The sequence below is a fragment of the Gillisella vitis genome (assembly GCF_021559775.1).
Lineage (GTDB): Bacteria > Pseudomonadota > Alphaproteobacteria > Rhizobiales > Rhizobiaceae > Allorhizobium > Allorhizobium ampelinum.
The window spans coordinates 1,632,895-1,657,501 of the sequence record NZ_CP056047.1 but is presented as its reverse complement, the minus strand read 5'-3'; the positions used below and the strand labels follow the sequence as shown (position 1 = coordinate 1,657,501).

The window sequence follows — 24,607 nt, the reverse complement described above, 5'->3', positions numbered from 1 at the left end:
TCGGTCTTTACCGTAAAACATTCCAATCATGGGAAAAGTCAGGGCATCGCGTGACAACGCGGTGCCCTTCGTGTATCCGGCATTGCTGGCGCCCGCGCTTCTTGTTCGCTGCGGCACACTTCGTGACGTTTTTCACCATTGCGGCCTCTGTTTCATCATCCGCCGGTCTCAAGGCGGGGTGTTTCATCAGGCGGCAGGTTCAATTTCAGGAGAGACCATGACCTCCAAGCCCATTTATCAACGAGTTCTTCTCAAAGCCTCCGGTGAAGCCCTGATGGGCAGCCAGGGCTTCGGCATTGATGTCGCGGTCGCCGATCGGATCGCCGGCGATATTGCCGAGGCGCGCGCCATGGGCGTCGAAGTCGGCGTCGTGGTCGGCGGCGGCAATATCTTTCGCGGCGTGGCCGTTGCCTCGAAGGGTGGCGACAGAGTGACCGGCGACCATATGGGCATGCTTGGTACGGTTATCAATGCGCTGGCGCTAGCAACCTCGCTGCGTAAGCTGGACATCGACACCGTGGTGCTTTCAGCCATTGCCATGCCGGAAATCTGTGAGAGTTTTTCGCAGCGCGTTGCGGTTCATCATCTGTCGCAGGGTAGGGTGGTGATTTTCGCTGGCGGCACCGGCAATCCATTCTTCACCACCGATTCTGCCGCTGCATTGAGGGCTGCCGAAATGGGTGCGCAGGCGATTTTCAAGGGCACCCAAGTGGATGGCATCTATTCCGCCGACCCAAAGAAGGACCCGACAGCCACCCGTTTCGACCATATTACCCATGCTGAAGTGCTGGAAAAGGGCCTTGCGGTAATGGATGTTACCGCCGTTGCCCTGGCGCGGGAAAACCGGATCCCGATCATCGTCTTCTCCATCCACGAAAAGGGTGGCTTCAGCGCCATCCTGCAAGGCGGTGGTGTGAAAACAGTCGTTAATGACGATTGACGGAGGCGAATGGCAGCCGGGACCGATTGACAGACGGATCGTTTCACGTTTTCAAGGCGTCACTGAAGAATTGTCGGAGACTGTAAGATGACAGCAGGTATTGATCTCAACGATATCAAGCGCCGCATGGATGGCGCGATTAACGCATTCAAGAGCGACCTCGCCTCGTTGCGCACTGGTCGCGCCTCGGCCAATATTCTCGACCCGGTCATGGTTGAAGCCTATGGTTCTCGCGTTGCGCTGAACACCGTGGCCAATATCACCGTGCCGGAACCGCGCATGCTGGGCGTCTCTATCTGGGACAAGAGCATGGTCGGTGCGGTCGACAGGGCGATCCGGGAATCCAATCTCGGCCTCAATCCGATTGTCGACGGCCAAAACCTGCGCATTCCGCTGCCGGAACTGAATGAAGAGCGCCGCAAGTCGCTGGTCAAAGTGGCGCATGGTTATGCCGAAAACTCGAAAGTCGCGATCCGCCATGTTCGCCGCGATGGCATGGACAGCCTGAAAAAGGCTGAAAAGGATGGCGAAATCGGCAAGGACGATGCGCGAAGCCTTTCGGAAAAGCTGCAAAAGATGACGGATGACACGATTTCCGATATCGATCGCTTGCTTGCCGAAAAGGAAAAGGAAATCATGCAGGTCTAGTCTGCACCTTTTGCCTTCTCTGCGACGCCAATGCAGGACCTGATATGACGACTTTGGATATTTCCGCCGTTCCCGAGCACGTTGCCATCATTATGGATGGCAACGGACGCTGGGCCAATCAGCGTGGCATGCCGCGCGCTTATGGCCATCGGCAGGGAATGGAAGCCTTGCAGACAGTGGTTCGCACGGCAGGCGAAGTCGGCGTGCGCTATCTGACCCTGTTTGCGTTTTCATCGGAAAACTGGCGCAGGCCGGAAACCGAGATCACTGACCTGTTCGGTTTGCTCAAGACCTTCGTGCGCCGCGACCTTGCCGAGCTTCGTGCCAATAACGTACGGGTACGGATCATCGGTGAGCGCAGCACGCTGAAGAGCGATATTCTCAAGCTGCTGATCGAAGCAGAGGAGACCACCCGCACCAATACCGGCATGACTATGGTGATTGCCTTCAATTATGGTGCGCGCGATGAGATGACCAGGGCAGTTTCAGCCCTGGTGCGCGATGTGCAGGCAGGACTTTTACCTGCCAGCGCCATTACACAGGAGGCGATTTCCGCCAGATTGGATACGGCGGGAATACCTGATCCGGATCTGATCATCCGCACCAGCGGCGAGGAACGCCTGTCGAATTTCCTGCTCTGGCAGGCCGCCTATTCCGAATTGATCTTCGTGCCGGAATATTGGCCCGATTTTAGCCGCGAGAGCTTTCTGGCGACCTTGGAACTCTATGCCTCCCGCAGTCGGCGATTCGGCGGTCTGGCACCAGCCGCCGCCGTTGTTGCCGGATCGTAGCCAGCCATGACCAGAGAACTCAGGCTCCGTATCTTGTCCTCCATCGTCATGGTCGCGGTGGTACTCGCCGCCACCTGGACCGGTGGCCTGCCTTTCCGGGGGCTCGCCGCTGTGATCGGCCTCGCCGTGTTCTGGGAATGGTCGACGATGACCCGGCTCGACGAAGTCAGTATCCGTGGCCTTGCCATTGGCTGGCTTTCGGTTGCTGTCATTGCCGGCAATGTTGTGGCGGGTGATACCTCTTTGAGCCTACCCTTGCTGTCCGGCTTCACTTTGACGCTTGTTTTTCTTACATTTTTGCGTCGCTGGTCCTGGTGGCTTGCCGGTGGCGTATTTTATGCCGGAGCTTGTATTGTGACTTTGGCTGCCATTCGCGATGACGATGCCATCGGCTTTGTCGCCATGCTTTTTGTCTTCGTCATTGTCTGGAGCACGGATATTTTCGCCTATTTCGTTGGACGCACGCTCGGTGGCCCGAAGCTGGCGCCCCGCATATCGCCGGGCAAAACCTGGTCCGGTGCCATCGGTGGAACCGTGGCGGCCGTCATCGGCGGGTACGCGGTGACGGCATCCTATTTCACGGTCTATGGCTGGTGGATACCTGCGTTGGCTCTGGTCCTGTCCATCTGTAGCCAAATGGGAGACCTGTTCGAATCCTTCGTCAAGCGCCGCTGTGGCGCTAAGGATTCCAGTCATCTCATTCCCGGTCACGGCGGCGTGATGGATCGTGTTGACGGACTGGCGACCGCAAGCTTCGCGGCATTTCTGATTGCTATGATCGTTGCTGCCATCAACAACGGAGTGACCGATTCGGTTGGTGGACTGTTGTTCGATTTCGCCGGTCACTGACGAACGGTTGACGACCAGTCAGTTTCTGCTGTTCACCAATGGTGATGTGTATCCTTTACGGCGGTGCCAATCTGGCGCATAGGTAAAGCGAGTGTTTGAGAAGGGCGTGCTATGGCTGTTATCGGTTTCCTGACGGGTTATATCATTCCCTTCGTTCTGGTCCTGTCGCTGATCGTTTTCGTGCATGAAATGGGCCATTATCTGGTTGGGCGCTGGTCGGGTATCAAGATTCTCGCATTCTCGTTGGGATTTGGCCCGGAACTGGTCGGCTTCAATGACCGCCACGGCACGCGCTGGAAACTGAGCGCCATTCCGTTGGGTGGCTATGTGCGCTTCTTCGGTGATGCCGATGCGTCCAGCAAGACCGATACCGCGGAGTTTGAGGCGCTGAGCCCTGAGGATCGCGCCCGCACGCTGAATGGTGCAAAATTGTGGAAAAGGGCAGCCACTGTTGCCGCCGGGCCAATTGCAAATTTCCTGCTGGCAATTTTAATTTTCTCGGTCACATTCAGCCTTTATGGAAAGCCCGTTTCCGATCCTGTCGTGGCAGAGGTCAAGCCTGCGAGTGCGGCGGCTGAAGCCGGTGTGCAGCCCGGAGACATTCTGGTGGCGCTCGATGGCAGCAGCGTCAAGACCTTCGATGATGTGGTCCGCTATGTGAGCGTTCGCCCGCTTGTGCCAATCGTCGTCACGGTCAAGCGTGGTGAGGCCCAGATGGACCTATCGATGACGCCGCGCCGGACCGAAACCTCCGACCGTTTCGGCAATAAGATGGAAGTCGGCCAAATTGGCATCATGACGACGGCAGCCAGCGGCAATTTTCGTGTGGAAAAACTGGGGCTTATCGAATCGGTTAGCGCCGGGGTCGATCAGACCTGGAATATCGTGACGGGTACTTATGATTATCTGGCAAACCTGTTTGCTGGCCGAATGAATGCCGATCAGCTGGGGGGACCTATCAGGGTAGCGCAGGCATCTGGTCAGGTTGCGACACTTGGTGTTGTAGCTTTGCTGCAATTGGCGGCAGTTTTGTCGGTTTCCATTGGGTTACTGAACCTTATGCCGGTTCCGGTGCTTGATGGCGGCCATTTAATCCTCTATGCGCTAGAAGCAGTACGAGGAAAACCAGTCAGTGCCGGTGCGCAGGAAATCGCGTTCAAGGTGGGAATGGTCATGATTCTGTCGCTGATGGTGTTCGCTACATGGAACGACATCAGCAGGTTGATTGGCTGAGTGGTTCTTGCATTGATGATAAGGATTTGTTTACGATGTTTCAACTTGGTAGTGGCGAATACGCCACGTGTTGAAACGAAGTAAATGGAAATTAACCACTGGTCTTGCTTGTAGAGCAAAAGCGGTTAAAACCACCAACGGACCGGAGTCGGTTTAAAGACCGAGGGACAACGGAAAAAAGGTTAGAAGTTCACATGAAGGCTGGTTCAAAATTTTTGAACGCGGTGTCAGCGATTGCGCTGTCTGCTGGTGTAGTTTCGTTAAGTGCAGGCCTCGCCGTTGTGGCATCTGCCTCTGTTGCCAATGCGGCCTTGATCCAGCGGATCGATGTGCGTGGTGCGACGCGTGTCGGGACGGAGGCTGTTCGTTCCAACTTGACGATCCAGCCTGGAAAAGCCTTTTCCAATTCCGACATCGACGACTCGGTAAAGCGTCTTTACGCAACGGGTTATTTTTCCGATGTGAAGATTTCGGTTTCCGGCAGCGCCCTGGTGGTTACGGTCAACGAGAACCAGTTGGTCAACCAGGTCGTGTTCAACGGCAACCGCAAGATCAAAGATGACAAGCTGACGACTGTTGTTCAGACGCAGCCGCTTGGTCCTTATAGCCAGGAACTCATCCAGGCCGATATAAACCGCATCAAGCAGGCCTATGCCGCCATTGGCCGCAGTGAAGTTGAAGTCACGACGCAGACCGCGCCGGTTGGCCCTGGTCGCGTCAATCTCGCTTTTGTCATCAATGAAGGTGATCGTACCAAAATCGCTGCCATCAACTTCGTCGGCAATCACGCCTATGGCGATAGCCGCCTTGCGGCCGTTATCAGCACCAAGAAGTCCAATCCTTTGTCGTTCCTGACCCGTAAGGATGTCTATAACGACGACAAGTTGAAGGCTGACGAGGAAGCTCTGCGTCAGTTCTATTACAATCATGGTTATGCCGATTTCCGGATCACGTCTTCGGATGCATCGCTGAACGAGCAGACCAACGAATACACCGTCAACATCACGGTTGATGAAGGTCAGCGTTACAAGTTTTCCGATATTAATGTCGAAAGCTCTGTTGAAGGCGTGGACCCGACTGAGTTGAAGGGTCTGGTGACAACGTCGCCGGGCGGCGTTTACAGCGCCCGCGAAATCCAGAAGTCGATGGAAGCGATCCAACAGCGCGTCTCTGCCAAGGGTTATCCCTTTGCCCGCGTCGTTCCGCGCGGCAACCGCGATATGGGCAATGGCACGATCGGTGTCACCTATATGGTTGACCAGGGTGAGCGCGCCTATGTCGAGCGTATCGAAGTCAAGGGCAATACAAGGACACGCGATTACGTTATTCGTCGCGAATTCGACATCAGTGAAGGCGATGCTTTCAACCAGGAAGTCATTACCCGCGCCAAGCGTCGTCTTGAAGCTTTGGGCTACTTCAGCTCGGTCAATATCACGACGGCTCAGGGCAGTGCTCCAGACCGCGTCATCATTGTCGTCAATGTCGAAGATCAGTCGACTGGCTCCTTCGGTATTGGCGCTGGCTACTCCGTTGGTGGCGATGGCCTGATCCTGGAAGCTTCGGTGGAAGAAAAGAACTTCCTCGGTCGCGGTCAGTATATCCGTATTGCGGCTGGTGCCGGTACGGATGACAGCCAGACCTACAATCTGTCATTCACCGAGCCCTACTTCCTCGGCTATCGCCTTGCTGTTGGTTTCGACCTGTTCAAGAGCAGCACGAGCAGCAACGATTATTATGATTACAACGAACAGGGTGGCACCCTGCGCGTCACGGCGCCGATTACTGAAGATCTGGCAACGACGTTCCGCTACACCTACAAGCAGATCAAGTACAAGGGCGTCGACGACTGGACGACATCCCTGTCGCAGCCTTATCAGGATCTAATCAACGGCAGCCCATGGGTCGTGTCTTCGGTTTCGCAGACTTTGACCTACAATACGCTGGATGATAAAAATCTGCCGCATGAAGGCATCTATGCGACATTCACCCACGAGTTTGCCGGTCTCGGTGGCGATTCCGAGTACTACAAGCTCTATGGTAAGGCTCGTATCTTCAAGAGCCTGTCGGATGAGCAGGATATTATCGGATCGCTGTCTTTCGGCGCCGGTCATGTCATGGCTACAGGTGATAACCTGAACGTCTTCGATCAGTTCCAGATCGGCGGTAAGGAAATCCGCGGCTTCGAGAACAACGGTATTGGTGTTCGTATGCCGAACCGCAACGACGACTCCTTGGGTGGCACCACCTATTTCACCGCCTCTGCTGAAGCGAGCATGCCCATTCCGGGCGTTCCGCAGGATGCAGGCTTCCGTATCGCTGTCTTCTCTGATGCCGGTACGCTTTACGGCAATGACGTGAAGAACAGCGGTGGAGCACAGGGCGAAGACATGGCATGGCGTGCATCTGTTGGTGCCGGCATCGTCTGGGCATCTCCTTTCGGTCCGCTGCGCTTCGATTACGCACAGCCTATCCTCAAGGAAGATTACGACAAGGTGCAGCAGTTCCGATTCTCCATTGCGAACCAGTTCTGATTTCTATAGTCCGAACCTCAGACAAACTCACTCGTCTGGGACATTGGTGTGATGGAGCATGAAACTTTTTATCCGCCCCACGCGGGCGTCAGTTTGAAAGAACTGGCGGACCGTCTTGGGGCGGAACTGTTACAGGATGAGGCGGGTGACCGCGTCATTCGTTCGGTGGCGCCTGTCTATCGGGCAAAGCAGAGCGATATTTGCTATATCCTGTCGAGGCGCAACAAAGCCGAACTCGAAACCTGTGAGGCCGGGGCCATCCTTTGCGATGCTGCGCTGCGTTCGCTGATCCCGGAGCATATTCCGGTTCTGCTGATCAAAAACCCGCATGCAGCTTTTGCTATCGCAGGGCAGTTCCTGCATCAAGATGGCAAACAGCCTTTGCCTGTTACCCGGCCAGGCGCTGCCGACATTTCTCCTGCGGCCTTTGTCGATCCGACTGCCCGTCTTGAAGATGGGGTTGTGGTCGAGCCGATGGCGGTGATTGGTGCGGATGTGGAAATCGGCGCTGGCAGTCTGATCGGCGCGGGCTCAGTGATTGGCCGTGGTGTCAAGATCGGCCGCGATTGTTCGATTGCCGCAGGCACCAGTATTATCGCTAGCTATATCGGCAATGGCGTTATCATCCATAACGGGGCGCGCATCGGCCAGGACGGTTTTGGTTATGCGCCAGGCCCGCGTGGCATGGTGAAAATCGTGCAGATCGGACGGGTGATTATCCAGGACAATGTGGAAATCGGCGCCAATACGACGATTGACCGCGGCACGATGGATGACACGGTGATCGGCGAAGGAACCAAGATCGACAATCAAGTCCAGATCGCTCACAACGTGCGCATCGGCCGCCATTGCGGCATCGTAGCCCAGGTCGGCATTGCCGGCAGCACGGTGATTGGCGATGGCGTATTGATTGGTGGTGGCTCTGGCGTTAACGGCCATATCAAGATAGGTGACGGTGTTCAAATTGCCGCGATGAGCGGTGTTATTGGCGATCTTCCGCCGGGCGAGAAATTCGGTGGTATTCCGGCACGTCCGCTTGGGGATTTTCTCAGGGATTGCGCCCAGATCATGGGACGGTCTGAAGGCAAGTCGAAGGTTGGAAAGGGGCAGAAATGACCGTTGAGCAGAAAGAGTTGGGACGCGCGGATATTCTGGAGATCATGAAGCTCCTGCCGCATCGCTATCCCTTCCTGCTGGTGGATCGCATCATCGACATCGATGGCGACAATGCAGCTATCGGTATCAAGAATGTAACTGCAAACGAACCGCAGTTTACCGGACATTTTCCTGAGCAGCCGATCATGCCAGGGGTGTTGCTGATTGAAGGCATGGCGCAGACGGCAGGGGCGATCTGTGCCCGCAAAGCCGGGACGGCTGGCGATCTCGTTTATTTCATGACGATCGACAATGCCAGGTTCCGCAAGCCTGTCGTGCCTGGCGACCGTGTGGAGTTCCACGTTACCAAGCAGAAACAGCGCGGCAATGTCTGGAAGTTTCACTGCGATGCCAAGGTGGATGGCGCGCTTGTCGCAGAAGCTGATATCGGGGCAATGATCGTCAATAAGGAAGCGCAATGACCGTTATTCCAGCCAGTGCCCGCATTCACCCCTCCAGCGTCATCGAAGATGGCGCGGTGATCGGGGAAAATGTGACGATAGGACCGTTCTGCCATGTCGGTCCCAAGGTCGTGTTGGGCGACGGTGCTGAGTTTTTGTCGCATGTGGTGCTCACGGGAAAAACCGTCGTCGGCAAGAATAGCCGGATATTTCCCAATGCGGTTATCGGTGGCGAGCCACAGAGCATCCATCATTCCGGCGAAGAGACAACCTTGACCATCGGCGACAATTGCACGATGCGTGAAGGCGTAACGATCAATTGCGGCACGGTAGAAGGTGGCGGACACACGGTGGTCGGCAGTAACAATCTGTTTCTGGCCAATTCGCATGTGGCGCATGATTGTCAGCTCGGCAATCATATCATTCTATCCAACAACGTGATGTTGGCTGGCCATGTCAAAATCGGTGACCGGGCCATTCTCGGCGGCGGTTCCGCCGTTCACCAGTTCACGCGTATCGGGCGGCAGGCCTTTATCGGCGGGCTGTCGGCTTGCAGCTACGATGTCATTCCCTATGGCATGCTGAACGGCAATCCCGGCCTGCTGGGTGGATTGAATGTGGTTGGCATGACCCGGGCCGGGGTGGAACGCGCTACCATTCACCGCGTCCGCAAGGCCTATAAGGCATTGTTCGATGAAGAAGGTGCCATTCGTGAAAAGGCTGCGGCTATTCGCGAAGAGTTTGCCGATTGCGCCGAGGTGATTGAAATCCTGGATTTCATTGTTGCCGAAAGCGACCGGGCGCTCTCGTCACCATTTCGTGGCAAGAGCTGAGGGATGAGCGGCCCGCAGGGGCGTCTCGCCATCATTGCCGGCAGCGGAATGCTGCCGGTCTATGTCGCCGAAGCGGCGCGGGCGGCGGGTGAAGATCCCTTCATCCTGCCGCTGAAAAACGAGGCGGACCAACGCTGGGACGGTTTCCAGTCTGCCGTGATCGGGGTCGGCGATATGGCGGGCCTGTCGAGCCTGATAAAGCGACATGGCATCAAACGGGTGGTGATGTCTGGTGGTGTTAAAAAGCGCCCTAATTTCAAAGAGATCCACGTTAATCTTCGTTTTTTGGTAAAGCTGCCGTTTGCGGTGAAAACCCTGCTGTCGGGTGGGGATGACGCTGTGCTGAAAATGGTCATTCAACTGATCGAGTCGCAGGGCTGCCGGGTGGTGGGCGCGCATGAGATTGCCCCGCAGCTGCTGGCGGAGCTTGGGCCGCTCGGTTCGTCCCAACCGACAGATGATGACAGGCGCGACATTGCCGCCGCTGCCAAAGCCGCTGATGCCTTGGGCCGGTTAGATGTTGGCCAGGGCGCCGTTAGCGTTGGCGGTCGCATTGTTGCGCTGGAGGGGGTTGAAGGCACGGACCGGATGTTGCAGCGAGTCGCTGAACTTCGGGCCGAAGGGCGAATTTCATCGCGGCGGCGTGGTGTGCTGGTCAAGCTGTGCAAACCGCAGCAGGATATTCGCGCCGACCTGCCGACCATCGGGCAATCGACCATTGAAAATGCCGCCCGTGCCGGGCTTTCCGGCATTGCGGTTCAGGCCGGGCGGGCGCTGCTTTTGCAACGCCACGAAACCTTGAGGCAGGCCGATGCGGCGGGTATTTTTATCTCCGGTATTGAATTGGCACCTGAGGGCGAAGCCTGGTTAAGCTAAGGTGAGGCGAAGCCTCAATGAAGTCGACTGAGGGAAGTGAAGCATGGAAAACCGGCCCCTGAAGATCGCAGTCATTGCTGGCGAAGTCTCTGGCGACTTGCTGGGTGCGGATCTGATCGCGGCGCTGAAGCAGCGCTATGACGGAGAGATCACGCTGATCGGCGTCGGTGGACCGGCGCTGGAGGCGCAGGGCCTGACCTCACTGTTTGATTTTTCGGAATTGTCGGTCATGGGCATTACCCAGGTCCTGGCTAAGTTGCCGCGTTTCCTGACATTGATCGGCAAAACTGCCAAAGCCATTGTGTCAGCCAAGCCGGATTTGTTGCTGATCGTGGATAGCCCGGATTTTACCCATCGCGTTGCGAAAAAGGTGAGGGCGGCCTGCCCGACTATGCCGGTGATCAATTATGTCTGCCCGAGCGTCTGGGCGTGGAAGGAATACCGGGCCAAGGCCATGCTGGCCTATGTCGATAGCGTTTTGGCCGTCCTGCCGTTCGAGCCCGCCGTGATGCAGCGTCTTGGCGGGCCGGAAACCCATTTTGTCGGGCATCGGCTGGTCACCAGCCCCGCCATGTTGGCCTGTCGGGCAGACCGGCTGCTGCGTCCGCTTCCTGCCGCAGAGGAGCCGAAAACCATCATGCTGCTGCCGGGATCACGCGGCGCGGAAATCTCGGCCTTGGCACCGGTGTTTCGCGATGCAGCCCGGATTTTCGTCGAGCGCAATGGGCCGACGCGGTTTGTGCTGCCAACGGTACCACGGCGGGAGCGTCAGGTGCGCGAGGCTGTTGCCAATTGGGAGGAAAAGCCAGATGTGGTCGTTGGGGAGGACGCCAAGTGGCGGGCCTTTGCCGAATCGGATGCGGCCATCGCTGCTTCAGGAACGGTGCTGCTGGAGCTTTGCCTGGCTGGCGTGCCTGTCGTCTCCACCTATAAGACCGATTGGCTGATCAAGCTCCTGCATAGCCGGATCAAGATCTGGACTGGCGCCTTGCCGAGCATTATTGCCGATTATGTCGTGGTGCCGGAATATCTGAACGAGCAATTGCGCGGCGCATCGTTGGCGCGCTGGATGGAGCGACTATCCACCGAGACGCGGGAGCGGCAAGCCATGGTGGAGGGCTTCGATCTGGTCTGGCAGAAAATGCAGACAAAAACCCCCGCGGGTGAAGCGGGGGCGGAGATCGTGCTGGATGTTTTGAAGACCCGTTCAATTGTATGATTATTAGCCTACTGCATAATTCCTTAAATCGGAATCGATTTAAGGAGAAAATTATGCAGCAGATATAAGGCGCTACAGCGAACATTTGTGCGCCATTTATGGCGCACGGCGCTGTAGTCGTTCGCCATGCCAGCGCAAGTGATCGTCCATAAACGTCGAGATGAAATAATAGGAATGGTCGTAGCGCTCATGCAGCCGCAGCGTCAGGCCGATATCGGTGTTTTTCACGGCCTCTTCCAGTAACCAGGGCTGTAGACCTGTTTCCAGGAAACTGTCGGCCTTACCTTGGTCCACCAGGAATTCCGGAAAGCGCGCTCCATCCTCGATCAGGGCGCAGGCATCGTATTGCCGCCAGAGGGAACGGTCGGGGCCAAGATATTTCTCAAAAGCATCCTGCGTCCAATCGGCTTTTAGCGGACTGACGATTGGGGCGAATGCAGAGCAGCTCTTGAAGCGGTCGGGATGTTTCAGTGCGATGGTCAATGCACCATGGCCGCCCATAGAATGGCCGAAAATGCCCTGGCGGCTCATGTCGGCGCGGAACTGTTCGGCAATCAACGCGGGTAATTCCTCGGTGATGTAGCTGTACATCTGGAAATGTTCGGCCCAAGGCGTTTCGGTGGCATTCAGATACATAGCCGCGCCCTTGCCCATTTTCCAGTTGGTCAGCTCGTCCGGCACATCATTGCCGCGCGGGCTGGTGTCCGGGCAGACGATGATCAGGCCGAGTTCAGCGGCCAGCCGACGGTATTCGCCCTTTTCCATCACATTGGCATGGCTGCATGTCAGGCCGGACAGATACCAGAGCACCGGGCGCTTTTCGGTGATGGCCTGCGGCGGTACAAAGACTGCGAAGGTCATTTCGCAGCCGGTGACATCGGATTGGTGTGAAAACACGCCTTGCATGCCGCCGAAGGCGGTGTTTTGCGATAGAATATTCATGCGAGAGGCTCCTGCTGATCAATTCGCTATCGAAACGACGGCGTTGACGGCTGCCGCGACCAGGATGGTGTTGAAGAAGAAAGACACGATGGAATGGGCGAGGTTCAGCCGCCGCATGGCCGTGCTGGTGATGGCGACATCGGATGTCTGGGCGGTCATGCCGATGACGAAGGCGAAATACAGGAATTCATAGCCACCTGGCTCCGGCGTGTCGGGAAAATCCAGACCGCCGGAAGGGCCGGGGTCGGGATTGCTTGTCAGATGACGCCAATAATCATGGGCATAATGCATGGCAAACATGGTGTGAATGGTGAACCAGCCGCTGATGACCGACACAAACGCTAGCGACACTTCCAGCAAGCTGGGAGAACCGGCCCGGTTCAAGGCGTTGAACAGAGCGGCGACGGCGGCCACTACCGCCAGTAGGCTGACCAGCGGGATGACGATGGTCGGGGCATCGTCGCGTTGCGGGCTGGTTTTCAGGCGTTCAGCGGTGATGCCGGGGATGCGTTTTATCATCAAGGCGATATAGAGGACGAAAAACACGATGGCCGAGCATTCGACGGCCAAGGCGGGCTTGATCCACAGAAAGACCGGCAACGTCAAAAGTCCCAGCAGACCAGACGCATAGAACGGGCTGTGCCTATGGCGTCTCAATGCGTAGAAACGAGGCTTTTTCTTGGAGGTCATAATGGGGCCGTGTCCTGACGGAGGGATTTGCAGCGACGGCAAAGCCGATCCAGTGTTTCCAGAAACTGCGAGCGGTCGCGGGGGCTGAAGGCGCGGTTATAGCCCTTGCTTTCACCGGTCTCGCGCAAATGGGCGCCGAGATCGCGCATGGCGGTCGCCATGCCGATATTGGTCTTATCGAACATCCGTCCGGTCGGCCCGGTGACGAAAGCACCCGTAGCGACGCAGCGCCCGGCCAGCGGCACATCGGCGGTGATGACAATATCGCCTGGCCCGGCCCGTTCGGCGATCCAGTCGTCAGCGGCATCGAAACCATTGGAGACGATGACATTCGTCACCATCGGATCGCGAGACGGGCGCAGGCCGGAATTGGCAACGAAAGTCACTGGCATGTCGTGGCGTTCGGCCACTTTCAACACCTCGGCTTTAACCGGGCAGGCGTCGGCATCCACATAGATCATTGGCTTCAGGCCCTCCCGATCGAGACGGCACGGACCATGTCGACATGGGCAATACCGTCTTCCAGATATTCCGCCGAGACCGGAAGAAAGCCAAACGACTGGTAGAAAAGTTGCAGATGGCTTTGGGCAGAAAGTTCTATCGGACTTGAGGGAAAACGCTGTTCACAGGCCGCAATGGCTTCGCGCATCAAGGCATCGCCAAGCCGCTTGCCGCGATGGGAGGGCGAGACGACAACACGCCCGATCTTGACCGTGGACGAAGGCTCCTCCGGCGTTAAAATCCGGGCGCTTGCGATAAGGTCATCACCATCTGTCAGCCGCAGATGCAGGGCTTCGATATCCTTGCCATCAAGCTCCGGATAGGAGCATTTCTGCTCGACGACAAACACATCGACGCGCATTTTCAGGAGGTCATAAAGGTCTCGTGCGGAGAATGCATCCAGTCTCCGCACGTCAACCCGATAAGGCATATTTGCCATCAATACAGAACCACGCTGCGGATGCTTGTCCCCGAATGCATCAGCTCAAAGCCCTTGTTGATGTCTTCGAGTGGCATTGTGTGGGTGATCATCGGGTCGATCAGGATCTTGCCTTCCATGTACCATTCAACAATCTTCGGAACGTCGGTACGACCGCGCGCGCCGCCGAATGCTGTCCCCATCCAGTTGCGGCCCGTGACCAGCTGGAATGGACGGGTGGAAATTTCCTGGCCAGCACCCGCGACGCCGATGATGATCGATTTGCCCCAGCCGCGATGCGAGGATTCCAGCGCCTGGCGCATTACCTTGGTATTGCCGGTGCAGTCGAACGTGTAATCGGCGCCACCTATCAGGTCGCCATTGCGCTTCGTCAGGTTGACCAGATAGGCCACGATGTCGCCATCGACTTCGGTCGGATTGACGAAATGCGTCATGCCGAATTTCTCGCCCCAGGCCTTGCGGTCATTGTTGATATCGACGCCGATGATCATGTCGGCGCCTGCAAGCCGCAGGCCCTGAAGCACGTTGAGGCCGATGCCGCCCAGGCCAAAGACGATGGCGGTGGCGCCGATCTCGACCTTGGCGGTGTTGATCACCGCGCCGATGCCGGTGGTGACGCCGCAGCCAATATAGCAGATCTTGTCGAAAGGCGCGTCCGGGTTGACCTTCGCCAGCGCGATTTCCGGCAGGACGGTGAAATTGGCGAAGGTCGAGCAACCCATGTAATGATGGATCTTGTCCTTGCCGATGGAAAAGCGTGACGTGCCATCTGGCATGACGCCCTGGCCCTGGGTGGAGCGGATCGCGGTACACAGATTGGTCTTGCGTGACAAGCAGGAGTAGCATTCGCGGCATTCGGGTGTGTAAAGCGGAATGACGTGATCGCCCTTTTTCAGCGAGGTGACGCCCGGCCCGACATCGACCACGATACCAGCCCCTTCATGGCCGAGAATGGCCGGAAACAGGCCTTCCGGATCAGCGCCGGACAAGGTGAAATCATCGGTATGGCAGATGCCTGTGGCCTTGACTTCAACCAGCACTTCGCCAGCCTTTGGGCCTTCCAGCTGCACGGTCATGATTTCAAGTGGCTTGCCTGCCTGGGTGGCAACGGCGGCGCGAACATCCATAAAGAAGTCTCCCTTGGTTTCTTGTCGGCGGAGTTTTGCACTGACTTGCGCAAAGCCTCAAGATCCGTAAGGGGTTTTTCTCAAAACTCAGCCCAGCGCAAATCGTTTTTTGCGCTGCTGAAGAGGCAAGGTCTTTTCCTCTTTGTGACCGCGGCTTGAAAAACGGCTGCGCAGCTCTCTTCCCTGTCTTTTCAATGGATGAACGCTGCTTACGACTGTCTTTTCGGTGACATCAACCAGGACCGGCGACTCGATGGGCCCATTCTGCAAGTCTGCCATCATCATGGAAATGTGTTGCAAAAGCCGCTGTTCGATTGGCGAGTTTGCCTTGCCATCGGTGGTGAAGGTGCTGATCAGCCATTGCAATTTATAGTGGTCGATGCGGTTTTCCGGCGGCCGTTTGCGCAAAATGTAGCAAGCCATGGAATCGATAAAATAGCTCTGCCATTCAGCGCATTTATCAGGACAGCATCCGTTCAGCACCAGAAGCGTCATTGCATCTTCATGGGTGCAAACCCCATGCGGCAGGCCATATGTCTGGAGAAGAACCACGTCATGGTGGTCCAATCTCTGCTTTCCGGCGATAACACATGCCGGAAACGAGAGACGAAATTCCCTCATAGTCGAAACCTCGTTTCATCATGAAACCGTAGATTGATCTAAATGCCAATTCTTTCTTTCGCCATAACGAACGAAGTTTACAAAAGGTTACAATGAGCTGAAACGATACGTTATATGCGCAGCGCTGCAGGTAAGCCCTGAAAATGCATGGGATTCGAATAGTAAAAGACCAAATATGGATTTGCTCTTTTTTGGGTGTATTCAGGTGGCAGCCAGAGCTTTTTCGGCAGAGGCATTGCGGTGTTCCCGCCATAGAATGAACAGGCCGGAGGCGACGATGATGCCGATGCCCAGCCATTTCGACGGCGACGGAAAATCATTGAATAGCACATAGCCGAGAATGGTCGCCGCAATGATCTCGAAATACTGGAACGGCGCGAGCACGGAAAGCGGTGCCATGCGAAAGGCCTTCACTACGAGAAGGTGTATATGGCCCGAGAGGACACCGAGCAGAACCAGCAGCAGCAGACCGGTCACGCTGGTGGGAAGCGATGGAGTGAAATCGGCACTGCCTGCGGATTGGCCGATCAGCATCGCACCGCCCATGAAGATTGTGCCACCGACGCCCGACATGGTCTGCATGGTCATTAGTGAATCGGCATTACCGATGGCGCGGTTCAAAAACATATAGAGGGCAAACAGGAAGGCGCAGAGTACCGGCAGCAGCGAGGTCGCGCCGAAAATTTCCCAACTGGGCTGGATGACAATCATCGCGCCGCCAAAGCCGATCAGAATGGCAAGCCAGCGCCGCCATCCGACCTTGTCGCCCAGAAACAGCGCCGATAGCGCTGTCAGGATGAATGGTTCTACGAAATAGATCGCGAACACATCGGCGAGCGGCATATATTTGACGGCGGCGAAAAAACACAGGCTTGCCGCGCCATGCAACGCGCCCCGTAGCAGGTTGAGAAACGGCCGCTTGGCGGTAAAGGCTTTGGTGCCTTGCAAGGCGATGAGAAAGGGCAGGGTGCAGGCAAGCTGGAAGAAGAAGCGGTAAAAGGTAACCTGCCCCGGCGACATGCCTTCGATATTGGCCATGTATTTGGCAATCGCGTCCATGCCCGGCAGCACAAGCATGCAGCCCGCCATCAGGGCCATGCCGCGCAACGGATTGGAAAGATTGGGGGAGAGGGACGTCATCGGAATATCCAGGTTTTCCGATGATGATCATGAGGCGAGGCCTTAATCAAGGCTCTGCTTGCAAAGGCAGGTTGAAAAAAATTGTACGTATGTTCAGGCGTGTGAATGCACGTGTGGCTCAGCCAAGCTTATAGGTGCTGATCTTGTAGACTTCGGGGGCTGGATTTCTCGGCGGCCTTCAACGGCGGTTTGCAGTTGCGACAGAAAAACATAGCCTTCGCTCCACCGTCCAAACCCGCTTTGCGGATTGATATGGCCGACCGGGCCGAGATTGACCAGCCTGCTGCCCCAGCAGGACGCGGTGCGCTGTAACGTTTCGGTATCCATATAGGGATCGTTGCTGCTGCCGATCATCAATGAGGGAAAGGGCAGGCGCTGGCAGGGCATGTCACCGAATCGGATGACATCGGGATGTTGGTTCTCGGTGGTTTTCAGGTCGCAGGGTGCAACAAGCAGCGCGCCACGGATCAGATGGCGAAGCGGACTATCGGCCATTTGGGCGGTCAGAAGGCAGCCCATGCTATGGGCAACGATCCAAGCGCCTGACCTACACGAAGCAAGCTGCTGTTCCAGCCGGGCTTTCCAGGCGCCAAGCTCGGGATGAGCCCAATCGTCCTGCTCGACCATGATGCTGGAGGGCTGGTCTTCAACCCAATGCCGTTGCCAATGCCCGGCGGCTGAACCGTTCAGTCCCGGAACGACAAGTGTATCGATGCTACAGGTCTTGCTTGGCATGGCTGATCCTTTCCGCAACTGTCAGAGCATCCGAACATGCCGATCCCGCGTCGATCATGCTCCGATATTGATGATTATCGGTCCGAATCTGGCCGAGGACGAGAAAGCTCCATCTATTCTCTGGTTTTTTAGTAGAAAATTTGACCGGATAAATGAAATTTCATTCCAGATATCCGGTAATTATGTCGATGAGGCTGGCCATTTCAGAGGTTTTGCAGCACAGCGATCACGTCTCCCGCTTTGATCGTCTTTCCTGGGATGGCCCGTAATTCCCGCAGGATTCCTGGCGCATGGGCTGTCACCGTGATCTCCATCTTCATCGATTCGATGATGGCAATCGTCTCGCCGGCGGCAACGGACTGGCCTTCCTCCACCAGCAGTTTCCAGAGATTGCCGGGGACGGCGCTTTCGACGCCGAAGCAATTGTCTGGAATATCGCCGCCAGCACTGGGGCTCGCGTCCTCATCGGCGGTGAAGCTGTCTAGGCCTTGGTCCTTCCAGCGCTGGCGTTCCGCCTCGAAGGCTGCTTGTTGCTGACGCTTGAACGTGCCGATGCTTTCGGCATTTTCAGCCAGCTCCGCCGCGTAGTTTGCATAGGAAAACGCGCCGTCCTCGATACGGATTGGATAGCCGCCATGCGGGAAGGCGGCGCGGGCCTCCATCAGCTCATCGTGGCTGACGGGGAAGAAGCGGATCTGGTCGAAGAAATCCAGCAGCCAAGGCTTGTCGCGGGTAAAGACCGGCGTTTGCCGCCAGGTGTTCCACATCTGGATGGTACGGCCAAACAGCTGGTAGCCACCCGGACCTTCCATACCGTAAATGCACATATAGGCGCCACCAATGCCAACGGCATTTTCCGGCGTCCAGGTGCGGGCCGGATTGTATTTGGTGGTCACCAGCCGGTGGCGTGGATCGAGCGGCGTGGCAACCGGCGCGCCGAGATAGACATCGCCAAGACCCATCACCAGATAGCGGGCGTTGAAAATGGTGTCCTTCACGGCCTGCTCGTCGGCAAGACCGTTGATGCGGCGGATGAACTCGATATTGGACGGGCACCAGGGGGCGTTGGGCCGCACCAGCTCCTGGTATTTGCGCATCGCCAGTTCCGCCTCCGGGTCGTTCCAGGAGAGCGGCAGATAGACCGTGCGGCTTGGCACCGTCACATCTCCCGCCGGGGGCAGGCTGGCCTCGATTTCGCTGAGCAAGCCTAGCAGCCGGGCGCGGGGCAGGCTGGCGCCATCATAATGGATTTGAAGCGACCGAATGCCGGGGGTGAGGTCGATCAGGCCCGGCAGCTTGGCCGCCTTGACCGCTTGCATCAGCAAGTGGACGCGCATGCGAATGGCGATGTCGAGCTGCATCTCGCCATATTCCACCAGCAGATTGTCGTCACCCTGACGGCGATAGGTGACGGAGACTGGACCGTTGGAATTGTGGCTGAGGATGGGGGAGCCGGCTTCTGGTGGGAGGTGGGTTTGAGCTGGCGGTAGTGGCACCCCATGCTCGACGCTTCCCGAAGCAGCGGCACTATCCCCATCTCGCGCCACAGGATGAAAGCGAATGGTATCGCCCGGCTTAAACTGGCCCATCTTCCACTGTTCGTCTCCGGTAATCACCGCCGGGCAGACGAAACCGCCCAGGCTTGGGCCATCAGGACCGAGAATGATCGGCATATCCCCGGTAAAATCAATGGCACCAATCGCATAAGGATTGTCATGCAAGTTGGAGGGATGCAGTCCGGCCTCGCCGCCATCCTGCCGCGCCCATTTGGGAGCAGGGCCGATCAGCCGGACCCCGGTGCGGGCGCTGTTGAAATGCACCTCGTAATCAGTCGAAAACAGCGTTTCGATATCGCTGTCCAGAAAGAAGTCCGGCGCGCCATGCGGACCATAGATCACACCGACCGACCATGCGCGCGTCAGCTCCGGTGGCTCATCAGCGGGCGTGGTGACGGGTTGTGGGCTGCGAGCCAGCCGCAGCACATGGCCAACTTTCAGGGTCCCCGTGGCATTGCCGCCGAATTGGCCGAGGCCAAAAGTGGCGCGTGATCCAAGCACGACAGGTGCCGCAAAGCCGCCCGAGACTGCCAGATAGGCGCGCTGGCCGGGACCGGAAATCCTGCCGATGGCGAGAACCTGTCCGGGTTTGACCGTGAAGGCCGCGTTATGCGCGACCGGCTCGCCATCCAATGTCATCGCCATCTCGGCTCCTGCCAGTGCGAGGGTAACATCGGAGAAGAATTTCAGCATCGGCCCTGAGACAGTCAGTTCCAGCGCCGCCACCTCGTCGCCATTGCCGACCAGCCGGTTGGCGTGGCGAAAGGAGCGGGCGTCCATCGGTCCGCTCGGCGGCACACCAACATGCCAAAGCCCCAGCCGCCCCGGCAATTCCTGAAGGCTGGATTGCGCACCGGGGGCGATGACCTCGACCACATCAGGCACAAAGGAAAAATCCTTCAGCGCCGTGGTTGCCACATCGCCGCTTAAAAACAGATCGGAGGCGGCGATAGCGCTGAGATAATCGAGATTGGTCTCGATGCCGGAAATGGACGTTGCCGATAGCGCCGATTGCAAAGCGGCAATCGCCGTCTCACGGTCGTTGCCTGTGACGATCAGCTTGGCCAGCATCGGGTCGTAATAAGGTGTCACCTCGGTTCCGGTTTCGATCCAGCCATCGACGCGGGCTGTTTTCGGAAACACCACGTCCGTCAGCAGTCCTGCGCTGGGGCGAAAATCTGCATGGGGCATTTCGGCATAAATCCGGGCCTCGATGGCAGCACCCTTAGGCACCAGATGTTCATTGCCGGTCAGCACATCCTCATCGGCGGCCTGACGGATCATCCATTCCACCAGATCGATGCCGAACACCGCCTCTGTCACCGGATGCTCGACCTGAAGCCGTGTATTGACCTCCAGGAAGTAAAACTCTTGGCGGGCGGGATCGTAGATGAATTCCACCGTGCCTGCCGAGCGGTAATGGACCGAGCGGCCAAGCGAGACGGCTGCCCCATGCAGGCGCTGGCGAACTGCCTCCGACAGGCCGGGGGCCGGGGTTTCCTCGATGACTTTCTGGTTGCGGCGCTGGAGAGAGCAATCCCGTTCGCCAAGCGCAATGACCCGGCCCTGTCCATCGCCAAAGATCTGCACTTCAACATGCCGAGCCTTGGACACGAAGCGCTCCAGATAGACCCGAGCATCGCCGAAACTGGCCTTGGCGGTGCGCTGGACCGTCTCGAAGGCCGCTTGCAGGCTTGCTGCATCATGGCAGAGCTGCATGCCGATGCCGCCGCCGCCCGCCGTGGATTTCAGCATCACCGGATAGCCGATCAATTCGGCTTGCGAGAGGGCGTCTTCGGCGCTGTCCAGCAAGCCGCTACCCGGCAGCAATGGCACGCCGCTGTCTGCCGCCAGTTGCCGGGCTGTATGTTTGAGGCCGAAGCTGGCGATATTCTCCGGCGTCGGGCCGATAAAGGCGATGCCTTCGGCCTGTAGCCGCTCGGCAAAGCCGATATTTTCGGAGAGAAAGCCATAGCCGGGATGGACGGCTTCAGCCCCCGTTTCCTTGCAGGCGGCAATCACCGCCTCGACATTCAGATAGCTTTCGCTGGCCTGGGCCGGGCCAAGCCGGATGGCTTCATCGGCCAGCCGCACATGCAGTGCAAACCGGTCGGCATCGGAATAGACGGAGACGGAGGCAATGCCCAGACGCCGCAATGTCTTGATGATCCGGACGGCGATTTCGCCCCGGTTGGCAATCAGAACCTTTTTGAACATCGATCAGGCCTCGCTATCCCAGACCAGAACCCGGGCAGGCGTCGGATCAAAACCATTGCAGGGGTTGTTGATCTGCGGGCAATTGGAAATCACCAGCAGCACATCCATTTCGGCTTGCAGCTCGACATAATCGCCGGGGGTGGAAATGCCATCGACAATGGTCATCTGGCCGCTCGGCTCAATCGGCACATTCATGAAGAAGTTGATATTGGCCACCACGTCGCGCTTGCTCATGCCGTGTTTGGCCACTTCCAGCACAAAGTTATCGCGGCAGGCATGCAGATATTTGGTACCATGGCCAAAGCGCACCGTATTGCTTTCGCAGGAGCAGGCCCCGGCAGAGGTATCATGCCGTCCGCAGCTATCGGCGGTCATGGTCAGCATTACCCGGCCGTCATTGGAGATGATTTTGGTGCCGGTGGAAATATAGGCGGCACCCTGTTCGCGCATCGTATCCTGATTGGAATAGCGCTCGGACAAATCCTTGGCGTTGTAAAACAGCGTGTCGATAGCCTGCTGGCCATAACTGTCCTCGATCCGCAGGATCTGACCCTTCTTGACCACTGTGGAAAATGGCGCTTCCGCCGCAATGACGTGATCCTGCACAGCGGTATCAGGCGTGCGAAGGGGGGACGTGGTGTTGAATTCAGACATGGTTTCCTCCCTTACAGCGCTGCAAACGCATTGTTTTCAAAGCCACGTACGGCTTCCGCTGTCGCCGTGCGGCAAAGATCGTCGGCTTGCGGCTGCCGGGCCTTTATCCGGCTAATGACAACCGGATGGGGTTGGTAAAGCGGATTGGGATCGAGCGGATGCGGGCAATTGGAAAAGCCGACAATCATCTCCATCTCGGCGCGAAGCTCGATATAGTCTCCGCCATTGAGTAGCTCCGGCTTCCAATGGAAGCGTCCGTCCGCATCGACTCGGACAGGCGCAAAAAGGGCAAGGCTTGCTGGAATATCGCGCTTGTCGAGGCCGAGCTTGCTCACCATGATCAGGAGATTATCGCGGGTATTGCGCAGGCCCTGGCTGTTGGCGCTGGCATATTTGCGGGCGTTGGACGCGGCGGTGGAGCCGCCCATCAGGCAATCATGCGCGCCGCTGGTGTCTTCAGTGATCGAAAACATCACCTTGCCCATGTCGGAAAACATCACCCGGCCTTTGCCAAGCCCGGTGGTCCATTGCATCTTGACGGTATCGGGCAGGTTTAGCCGTTCGGGCGGATCATCAGCGTTCCAGGCGACCAGCGTGACGGTTGAAAACCCGTGGGGCAGGGCGATCCGCAGCGTCTCATGGGTTTTTACCGGCGTGGACCAATACCAGCCGCCGGGGATGGTCTCGCTATGGATAAGGTCCGCCACCTCGATGTCCGGTGCGGGCAGCGGGCTTTTGCCCGGCAAGGCCTTCGGGGAAAAGTCCAGTCCGTTTTTCTGGTGTTCCTCATAGCGCGCCCGGTTGGCGGCAATCTCTTCGGCAGAGCGTCGGATATGCATGTTTCTATCTCCTATCGACGATGTGCCGGGTCGTCCCGGTGAAGCCCGATGGATGCGACCGGGCCGTCCCGGTCAGGGCGAAAGATGGAAGGGGTTCCGGCCTGGCGAGGCGGCCAGATGGAAATATCCTTGGTGATGGTAGCGCCGTAGCGCTGCTTTTCCTCTGGCCGGTCACGGGGACGCTCAAAAGCGACGACGCGGCTGGCCAGCGTGAAGGCTTCCCGCATGTCATGCGTGACCATCACCACCGTCATCGGGTTTTCGTGCCAGAGCTTTTTCATCAGCGTGTGGATTTCGGCGCGAATGCCGGGATCGAGCGCCCCGAACGGCTCGTCCAGCAGCAGCACTTTTGGCTTCATGATCAGCGCCTGCGCCAAGGCCAGCCGCTGTTGCATGCCGCCCGAAAGCTGGGCTGGATACTTCGCCTCCGATCTGGCAAGGCCGACGGCGGCAATCATCGTGCGGGCCTCATCCACCGCATTGCGCCGAGCAGAGCCAAACAGACGACCGGCCAGCGGCGAGGCGGGCAATTCCTTACCCAGCAGCACATTGCCCAGCACGGTGAGGTGCGGAAACACCGAATAGCGCTGGAAGACGACGCCGCGATCTGGCCCCGGCTCCTTCGGCAGCGGCTTGCCATCCAGCAGGATGGTGCCGCGTGTCGGCCGTTCCTGTCCCAGCAGCATCCGCAGAAACGTGCTCTTGCCGCAGCCGGAGGGACCGACCAGCGCCACGAACGCGCGAGATGCGACTGTCAGCGAGACGCTTTCCAGCACAATCTGGTCGCCATATTCCTTCCAGACATTGTCGATCTTCAGCCCGCTCATGCGCCTTTCTCCAGGTTGGACCAGGGAAACAGCGCGATGCGCAACCGGTCGAGCAGGACATCGGCGACAACGGCAATCAGCGTGATCCACAACACGTAAGGAAAAATCACGTCCATGGACAGGTAACGGCGCACCAGGAAGATTCGGTAGCCGAGGCCGCTATCGGAGGAAATCGCTTCCGCTGCGATCAGAAACAGAAAGGCCGGACCAAGCTGCAATCTGAGGCAGGTGATCAGGCGCGGCAGGATCTGTGGCAGGACCACCCTGATGGCGATCTGCCACGAGGAACCGCCAAGTGTTTCGGCCTTGATGATCTGTTCGCGCGGCAGGGCAAGGGCGGTGAGTGCCAGATCACGGATCATGATCGGTGCGACACCGATGACGATCAGGGTGATTTTAGACACCTCACCCAGGCCCATGGCGATGAACAGAATAGGCAGCAGCGCCAGCGGCGGCACCATGGAAATGGCGGCGACGAACGGCGACAGCAGCGCACGCAGATAGGGCAGCATCCCAATCGCCATGCCGATGGTCAGCGCGATCAGCAGCGAAATGCCAAGCCCGGAGAAAAGCCGCGTCAGGCTGGCCAGCGTATCGGTCCAGAGAATATAGTCGCCAGTGCGGGCATCGGCGGTAAAGGCTAAACGGTTGATGGCATCGGCAAAGGCGACAAAGCCCGGCAGCAGCTTGTCATTGGCGTTTTCCGCCAGCCTTGCTGCTGAGCCTGCGGCGTAGGCGAGCAGCACCAGCACAAAGGGCAGGGTGGCGAGGCCTAGTTTTGCACCATTGCTCGGTTTTTGATTGATCCAGCGCATCCTGTCGCTCCGAATTCTTGGGGAAGGT

Annotated in this window: 24 protein-coding genes; 11 read left to right on the top strand and 13 right to left on the bottom strand. The window is 57.6% G+C overall.

Going from position 1 to position 24,607, the window contains the following annotated elements:
* Positions 1–217: 217 nt before the first annotated feature.
* From pyrH to lpxB, 11 genes are all read left to right on the top strand, one after another.
* Entirely contained in the window at positions 218–940 is a 723-nt protein-coding gene (pyrH, locus tag AVCG78_RS07890; protein WP_015916230.1) for a UMP kinase, read from the top strand.
* 87 nt (positions 941–1,027) lie between these two features.
* Entirely contained in the window at positions 1,028–1,588 is a 561-nt protein-coding gene (frr, locus tag AVCG78_RS07885) for a ribosome recycling factor (RefSeq protein WP_015916229.1), read from the top strand.
* Positions 1,589–1,632: 44 nt separating this feature from the next.
* Complete coding sequence (locus tag AVCG78_RS07880) at positions 1,633–2,379, top strand: isoprenyl transferase (protein WP_015916228.1); 747 nt, start codon at positions 1,633–1,635, stop codon at positions 2,377–2,379.
* Positions 2,380–2,385: 6 nt separating this feature from the next.
* Positions 2,386–3,228 (top strand): phosphatidate cytidylyltransferase, encoded by an 843-nt coding sequence (locus AVCG78_RS07875; RefSeq protein WP_015916227.1) that lies wholly within the window; start codon positions 2,386–2,388, stop codon positions 3,226–3,228.
* 111 nt (positions 3,229–3,339) lie between these two features.
* Positions 3,340–4,461 (top strand): RIP metalloprotease RseP, encoded by a 1,122-nt coding sequence (rseP, locus tag AVCG78_RS07870; protein WP_071205227.1) that lies wholly within the window; start codon positions 3,340–3,342, stop codon positions 4,459–4,461.
* Positions 4,462–4,655: 194 nt separating this feature from the next.
* Positions 4,656–6,992: an outer membrane protein assembly factor BamA gene (gene bamA, locus AVCG78_RS07865; protein WP_015916225.1), complete on the top strand. Its 2,337-nt coding sequence runs from the start codon at positions 4,656–4,658 to the stop codon at positions 6,990–6,992.
* Positions 6,993–7,043: 51 nt separating this feature from the next.
* Entirely contained in the window at positions 7,044–8,108 is a 1,065-nt protein-coding gene (gene lpxD / locus AVCG78_RS07860; protein ID WP_071205229.1) for a UDP-3-O-(3-hydroxymyristoyl)glucosamine N-acyltransferase, read from the top strand.
* Entirely contained in the window at positions 8,105–8,569 is a 465-nt protein-coding gene (fabZ, locus tag AVCG78_RS07855; RefSeq protein WP_015916223.1) for a 3-hydroxyacyl-ACP dehydratase FabZ, read from the top strand. Before lpxD ends, fabZ begins: the two co-directional genes overlap by 4 nt.
* Positions 8,566–9,381 (top strand): acyl-ACP--UDP-N-acetylglucosamine O-acyltransferase, encoded by an 816-nt coding sequence (gene lpxA / locus AVCG78_RS07850; protein ID WP_071205230.1) that lies wholly within the window; start codon positions 8,566–8,568, stop codon positions 9,379–9,381. Before fabZ ends, lpxA begins: the two co-directional genes overlap by 4 nt.
* A gap of 3 nt (positions 9,382–9,384) precedes the next feature.
* Entirely contained in the window at positions 9,385–10,257 is an 873-nt protein-coding gene (locus AVCG78_RS07845; RefSeq protein ID WP_071205231.1) for an LpxI family protein, read from the top strand.
* A gap of 43 nt (positions 10,258–10,300) precedes the next feature.
* Positions 10,301–11,476, top strand: coding sequence for a lipid-A-disaccharide synthase (gene lpxB, locus AVCG78_RS07840; protein WP_071205232.1), 1,176 nt, complete (start codon positions 10,301–10,303; stop codon positions 11,474–11,476).
* Positions 11,477–11,572: 96 nt separating this feature from the next.
* Here the strand turns inward: lpxB and fghA are convergent, their stop codons facing one another.
* The 13 genes from fghA to AVCG78_RS07775 all read right to left on the bottom strand — a co-directional run bounded on the left by fghA (position 11,573) and on the right by AVCG78_RS07775 (position 24,579).
* Positions 11,573–12,418, bottom strand: a complete 846-nt coding sequence (fghA, locus tag AVCG78_RS07835; protein WP_071205233.1) for an S-formylglutathione hydrolase — start codon at positions 12,416–12,418, stop codon at positions 11,573–11,575.
* Between the two features lie 18 nt (positions 12,419–12,436).
* Positions 12,437–13,108 carry a DUF1345 domain-containing protein gene (locus AVCG78_RS07830; protein ID WP_015916218.1) on the bottom strand — a complete coding sequence of 224 codons (672 nt, stop codon included), beginning with the start codon at positions 13,106–13,108 and terminating at the stop codon, positions 12,437–12,439.
* Entirely contained in the window at positions 13,105–13,569 is a 465-nt protein-coding gene (locus AVCG78_RS07825; protein ID WP_071205234.1) for a YaiI/YqxD family protein, read from the bottom strand. The genes AVCG78_RS07830 and AVCG78_RS07825 overlap by 4 nt, the downstream gene beginning before the upstream one ends.
* Before the next feature lie 5 nt (positions 13,570–13,574).
* Positions 13,575–14,048, bottom strand: a complete 474-nt coding sequence (locus AVCG78_RS07820) for a GNAT family N-acetyltransferase (protein WP_071205235.1) — start codon at positions 14,046–14,048, stop codon at positions 13,575–13,577.
* On the bottom strand, positions 14,048–15,175 hold the full coding sequence (locus tag AVCG78_RS07815; protein WP_071205236.1) for an S-(hydroxymethyl)glutathione dehydrogenase/class III alcohol dehydrogenase: 1,128 nt from the start codon (positions 15,173–15,175) through the stop codon (positions 14,048–14,050). Before AVCG78_RS07815 ends, AVCG78_RS07820 begins: the two co-directional genes overlap by 1 nt.
* An 87-nt stretch (positions 15,176–15,262) precedes the next feature.
* On the bottom strand, positions 15,263–15,742 hold the full coding sequence (locus tag AVCG78_RS07810; RefSeq protein WP_071205237.1) for a hypothetical protein: 480 nt from the start codon (positions 15,740–15,742) through the stop codon (positions 15,263–15,265).
* A 255-nt stretch (positions 15,743–15,997) separates the two neighbouring features.
* Positions 15,998–16,936: a DMT family transporter gene (locus tag AVCG78_RS07805; RefSeq protein WP_156582703.1), complete on the bottom strand. Its 939-nt coding sequence runs from the start codon at positions 16,934–16,936 to the stop codon at positions 15,998–16,000.
* Between the two features lie 93 nt (positions 16,937–17,029).
* The gene (locus AVCG78_RS07800; RefSeq protein WP_071205238.1) at positions 17,030–17,671 is read right to left on the bottom strand and encodes an RBBP9/YdeN family alpha/beta hydrolase; all 642 of its coding nucleotides are present in this window, start codon (positions 17,669–17,671) and stop codon (positions 17,030–17,032) included.
* 203 nt (positions 17,672–17,874) lie between these two features.
* A complete protein-coding gene (uca, locus tag AVCG78_RS07795) occupies positions 17,875–21,444 on the bottom strand; it encodes an urea carboxylase (RefSeq protein WP_156582704.1) in 3,570 nt (1,189 codons plus the stop codon).
* Positions 21,445–21,447: 3 nt separating this feature from the next.
* A complete protein-coding gene (locus AVCG78_RS07790; RefSeq protein WP_071205240.1) occupies positions 21,448–22,098 on the bottom strand; it encodes an urea amidolyase associated protein UAAP2 in 651 nt (216 codons plus the stop codon).
* Between the two features lie 11 nt (positions 22,099–22,109).
* Positions 22,110–22,937 carry an urea amidolyase associated protein UAAP1 gene (locus tag AVCG78_RS07785; RefSeq protein WP_071205241.1) on the bottom strand — a complete coding sequence of 276 codons (828 nt, stop codon included), beginning with the start codon at positions 22,935–22,937 and terminating at the stop codon, positions 22,110–22,112.
* An 11-nt stretch (positions 22,938–22,948) separates the two neighbouring features.
* The gene (locus AVCG78_RS07780; RefSeq protein ID WP_071205242.1) at positions 22,949–23,764 is read right to left on the bottom strand and encodes an ABC transporter ATP-binding protein; all 816 of its coding nucleotides are present in this window, start codon (positions 23,762–23,764) and stop codon (positions 22,949–22,951) included.
* Positions 23,761–24,579, bottom strand: coding sequence for an ABC transporter permease (locus AVCG78_RS07775; protein WP_071205243.1), 819 nt, complete (start codon positions 24,577–24,579; stop codon positions 23,761–23,763). Before AVCG78_RS07775 ends, AVCG78_RS07780 begins: the two co-directional genes overlap by 4 nt.
* Positions 24,580–24,607: the final 28 nt, after the last annotated feature.

Bases quoted from the DNA above. Each gene is read 5' to 3' on its own strand.
- lpxA (WP_071205230.1), top strand. From the start codon at position 8,566: ATGACCGTTATTCCAGCCAGTGCCCGCATTCACCCCTCCAGCGTCATC.
- AVCG78_RS07805 (WP_156582703.1), bottom strand. From the start codon at position 16,936: ATGACGTCCCTCTCCCCCAATCTTTCCAATCCGTTGCGCGGCATGGCC.
- lpxB (WP_071205232.1), top strand. From the start codon at position 10,301: ATGGAAAACCGGCCCCTGAAGATCGCAGTCATTGCTGGCGAAGTCTCT.
- AVCG78_RS07825 (WP_071205234.1), bottom strand. From the start codon at position 13,569: ATGATCTATGTGGATGCCGACGCCTGCCCGGTTAAAGCCGAGGTGTTG.
- AVCG78_RS07830 (WP_015916218.1), bottom strand. From the start codon at position 13,108: ATGACCTCCAAGAAAAAGCCTCGTTTCTACGCATTGAGACGCCATAGG.
- uca (WP_156582704.1), bottom strand. From the start codon at position 21,444: ATGTTCAAAAAGGTTCTGATTGCCAACCGGGGCGAAATCGCCGTCCGG.
- AVCG78_RS07880 (WP_015916228.1), top strand. From the start codon at position 1,633: ATGACGACTTTGGATATTTCCGCCGTTCCCGAGCACGTTGCCATCATT.
- lpxD (WP_071205229.1), top strand. From the start codon at position 7,044: ATGGAGCATGAAACTTTTTATCCGCCCCACGCGGGCGTCAGTTTGAAA.
- AVCG78_RS07785 (WP_071205241.1), bottom strand. From the start codon at position 22,937: ATGCATATCCGACGCTCTGCCGAAGAGATTGCCGCCAACCGGGCGCGC.
- frr (WP_015916229.1), top strand. From the start codon at position 1,028: ATGACAGCAGGTATTGATCTCAACGATATCAAGCGCCGCATGGATGGC.
- AVCG78_RS07775 (WP_071205243.1), bottom strand. From the start codon at position 24,579: ATGCGCTGGATCAATCAAAAACCGAGCAATGGTGCAAAACTAGGCCTC.
- fabZ (WP_015916223.1), top strand. From the start codon at position 8,105: ATGACCGTTGAGCAGAAAGAGTTGGGACGCGCGGATATTCTGGAGATC.
- AVCG78_RS07845 (WP_071205231.1), top strand. From the start codon at position 9,385: ATGAGCGGCCCGCAGGGGCGTCTCGCCATCATTGCCGGCAGCGGAATG.
- pyrH (WP_015916230.1), top strand. From the start codon at position 218: ATGACCTCCAAGCCCATTTATCAACGAGTTCTTCTCAAAGCCTCCGGT.
- AVCG78_RS07780 (WP_071205242.1), bottom strand. From the start codon at position 23,764: ATGAGCGGGCTGAAGATCGACAATGTCTGGAAGGAATATGGCGACCAG.
- AVCG78_RS07790 (WP_071205240.1), bottom strand. From the start codon at position 22,098: ATGTCTGAATTCAACACCACGTCCCCCCTTCGCACGCCTGATACCGCT.
- AVCG78_RS07820 (WP_071205235.1), bottom strand. From the start codon at position 14,048: ATGGCAAATATGCCTTATCGGGTTGACGTGCGGAGACTGGATGCATTC.
- AVCG78_RS07815 (WP_071205236.1), bottom strand. From the start codon at position 15,175: ATGGATGTTCGCGCCGCCGTTGCCACCCAGGCAGGCAAGCCACTTGAA.
- AVCG78_RS07875 (WP_015916227.1), top strand. From the start codon at position 2,386: ATGACCAGAGAACTCAGGCTCCGTATCTTGTCCTCCATCGTCATGGTC.
- fghA (WP_071205233.1), bottom strand. From the start codon at position 12,418: ATGAATATTCTATCGCAAAACACCGCCTTCGGCGGCATGCAAGGCGTG.
- rseP (WP_071205227.1), top strand. From the start codon at position 3,340: ATGGCTGTTATCGGTTTCCTGACGGGTTATATCATTCCCTTCGTTCTG.
- bamA (WP_015916225.1), top strand. From the start codon at position 4,656: ATGAAGGCTGGTTCAAAATTTTTGAACGCGGTGTCAGCGATTGCGCTG.
- AVCG78_RS07800 (WP_071205238.1), bottom strand. From the start codon at position 17,671: ATGCCAAGCAAGACCTGTAGCATCGATACACTTGTCGTTCCGGGACTG.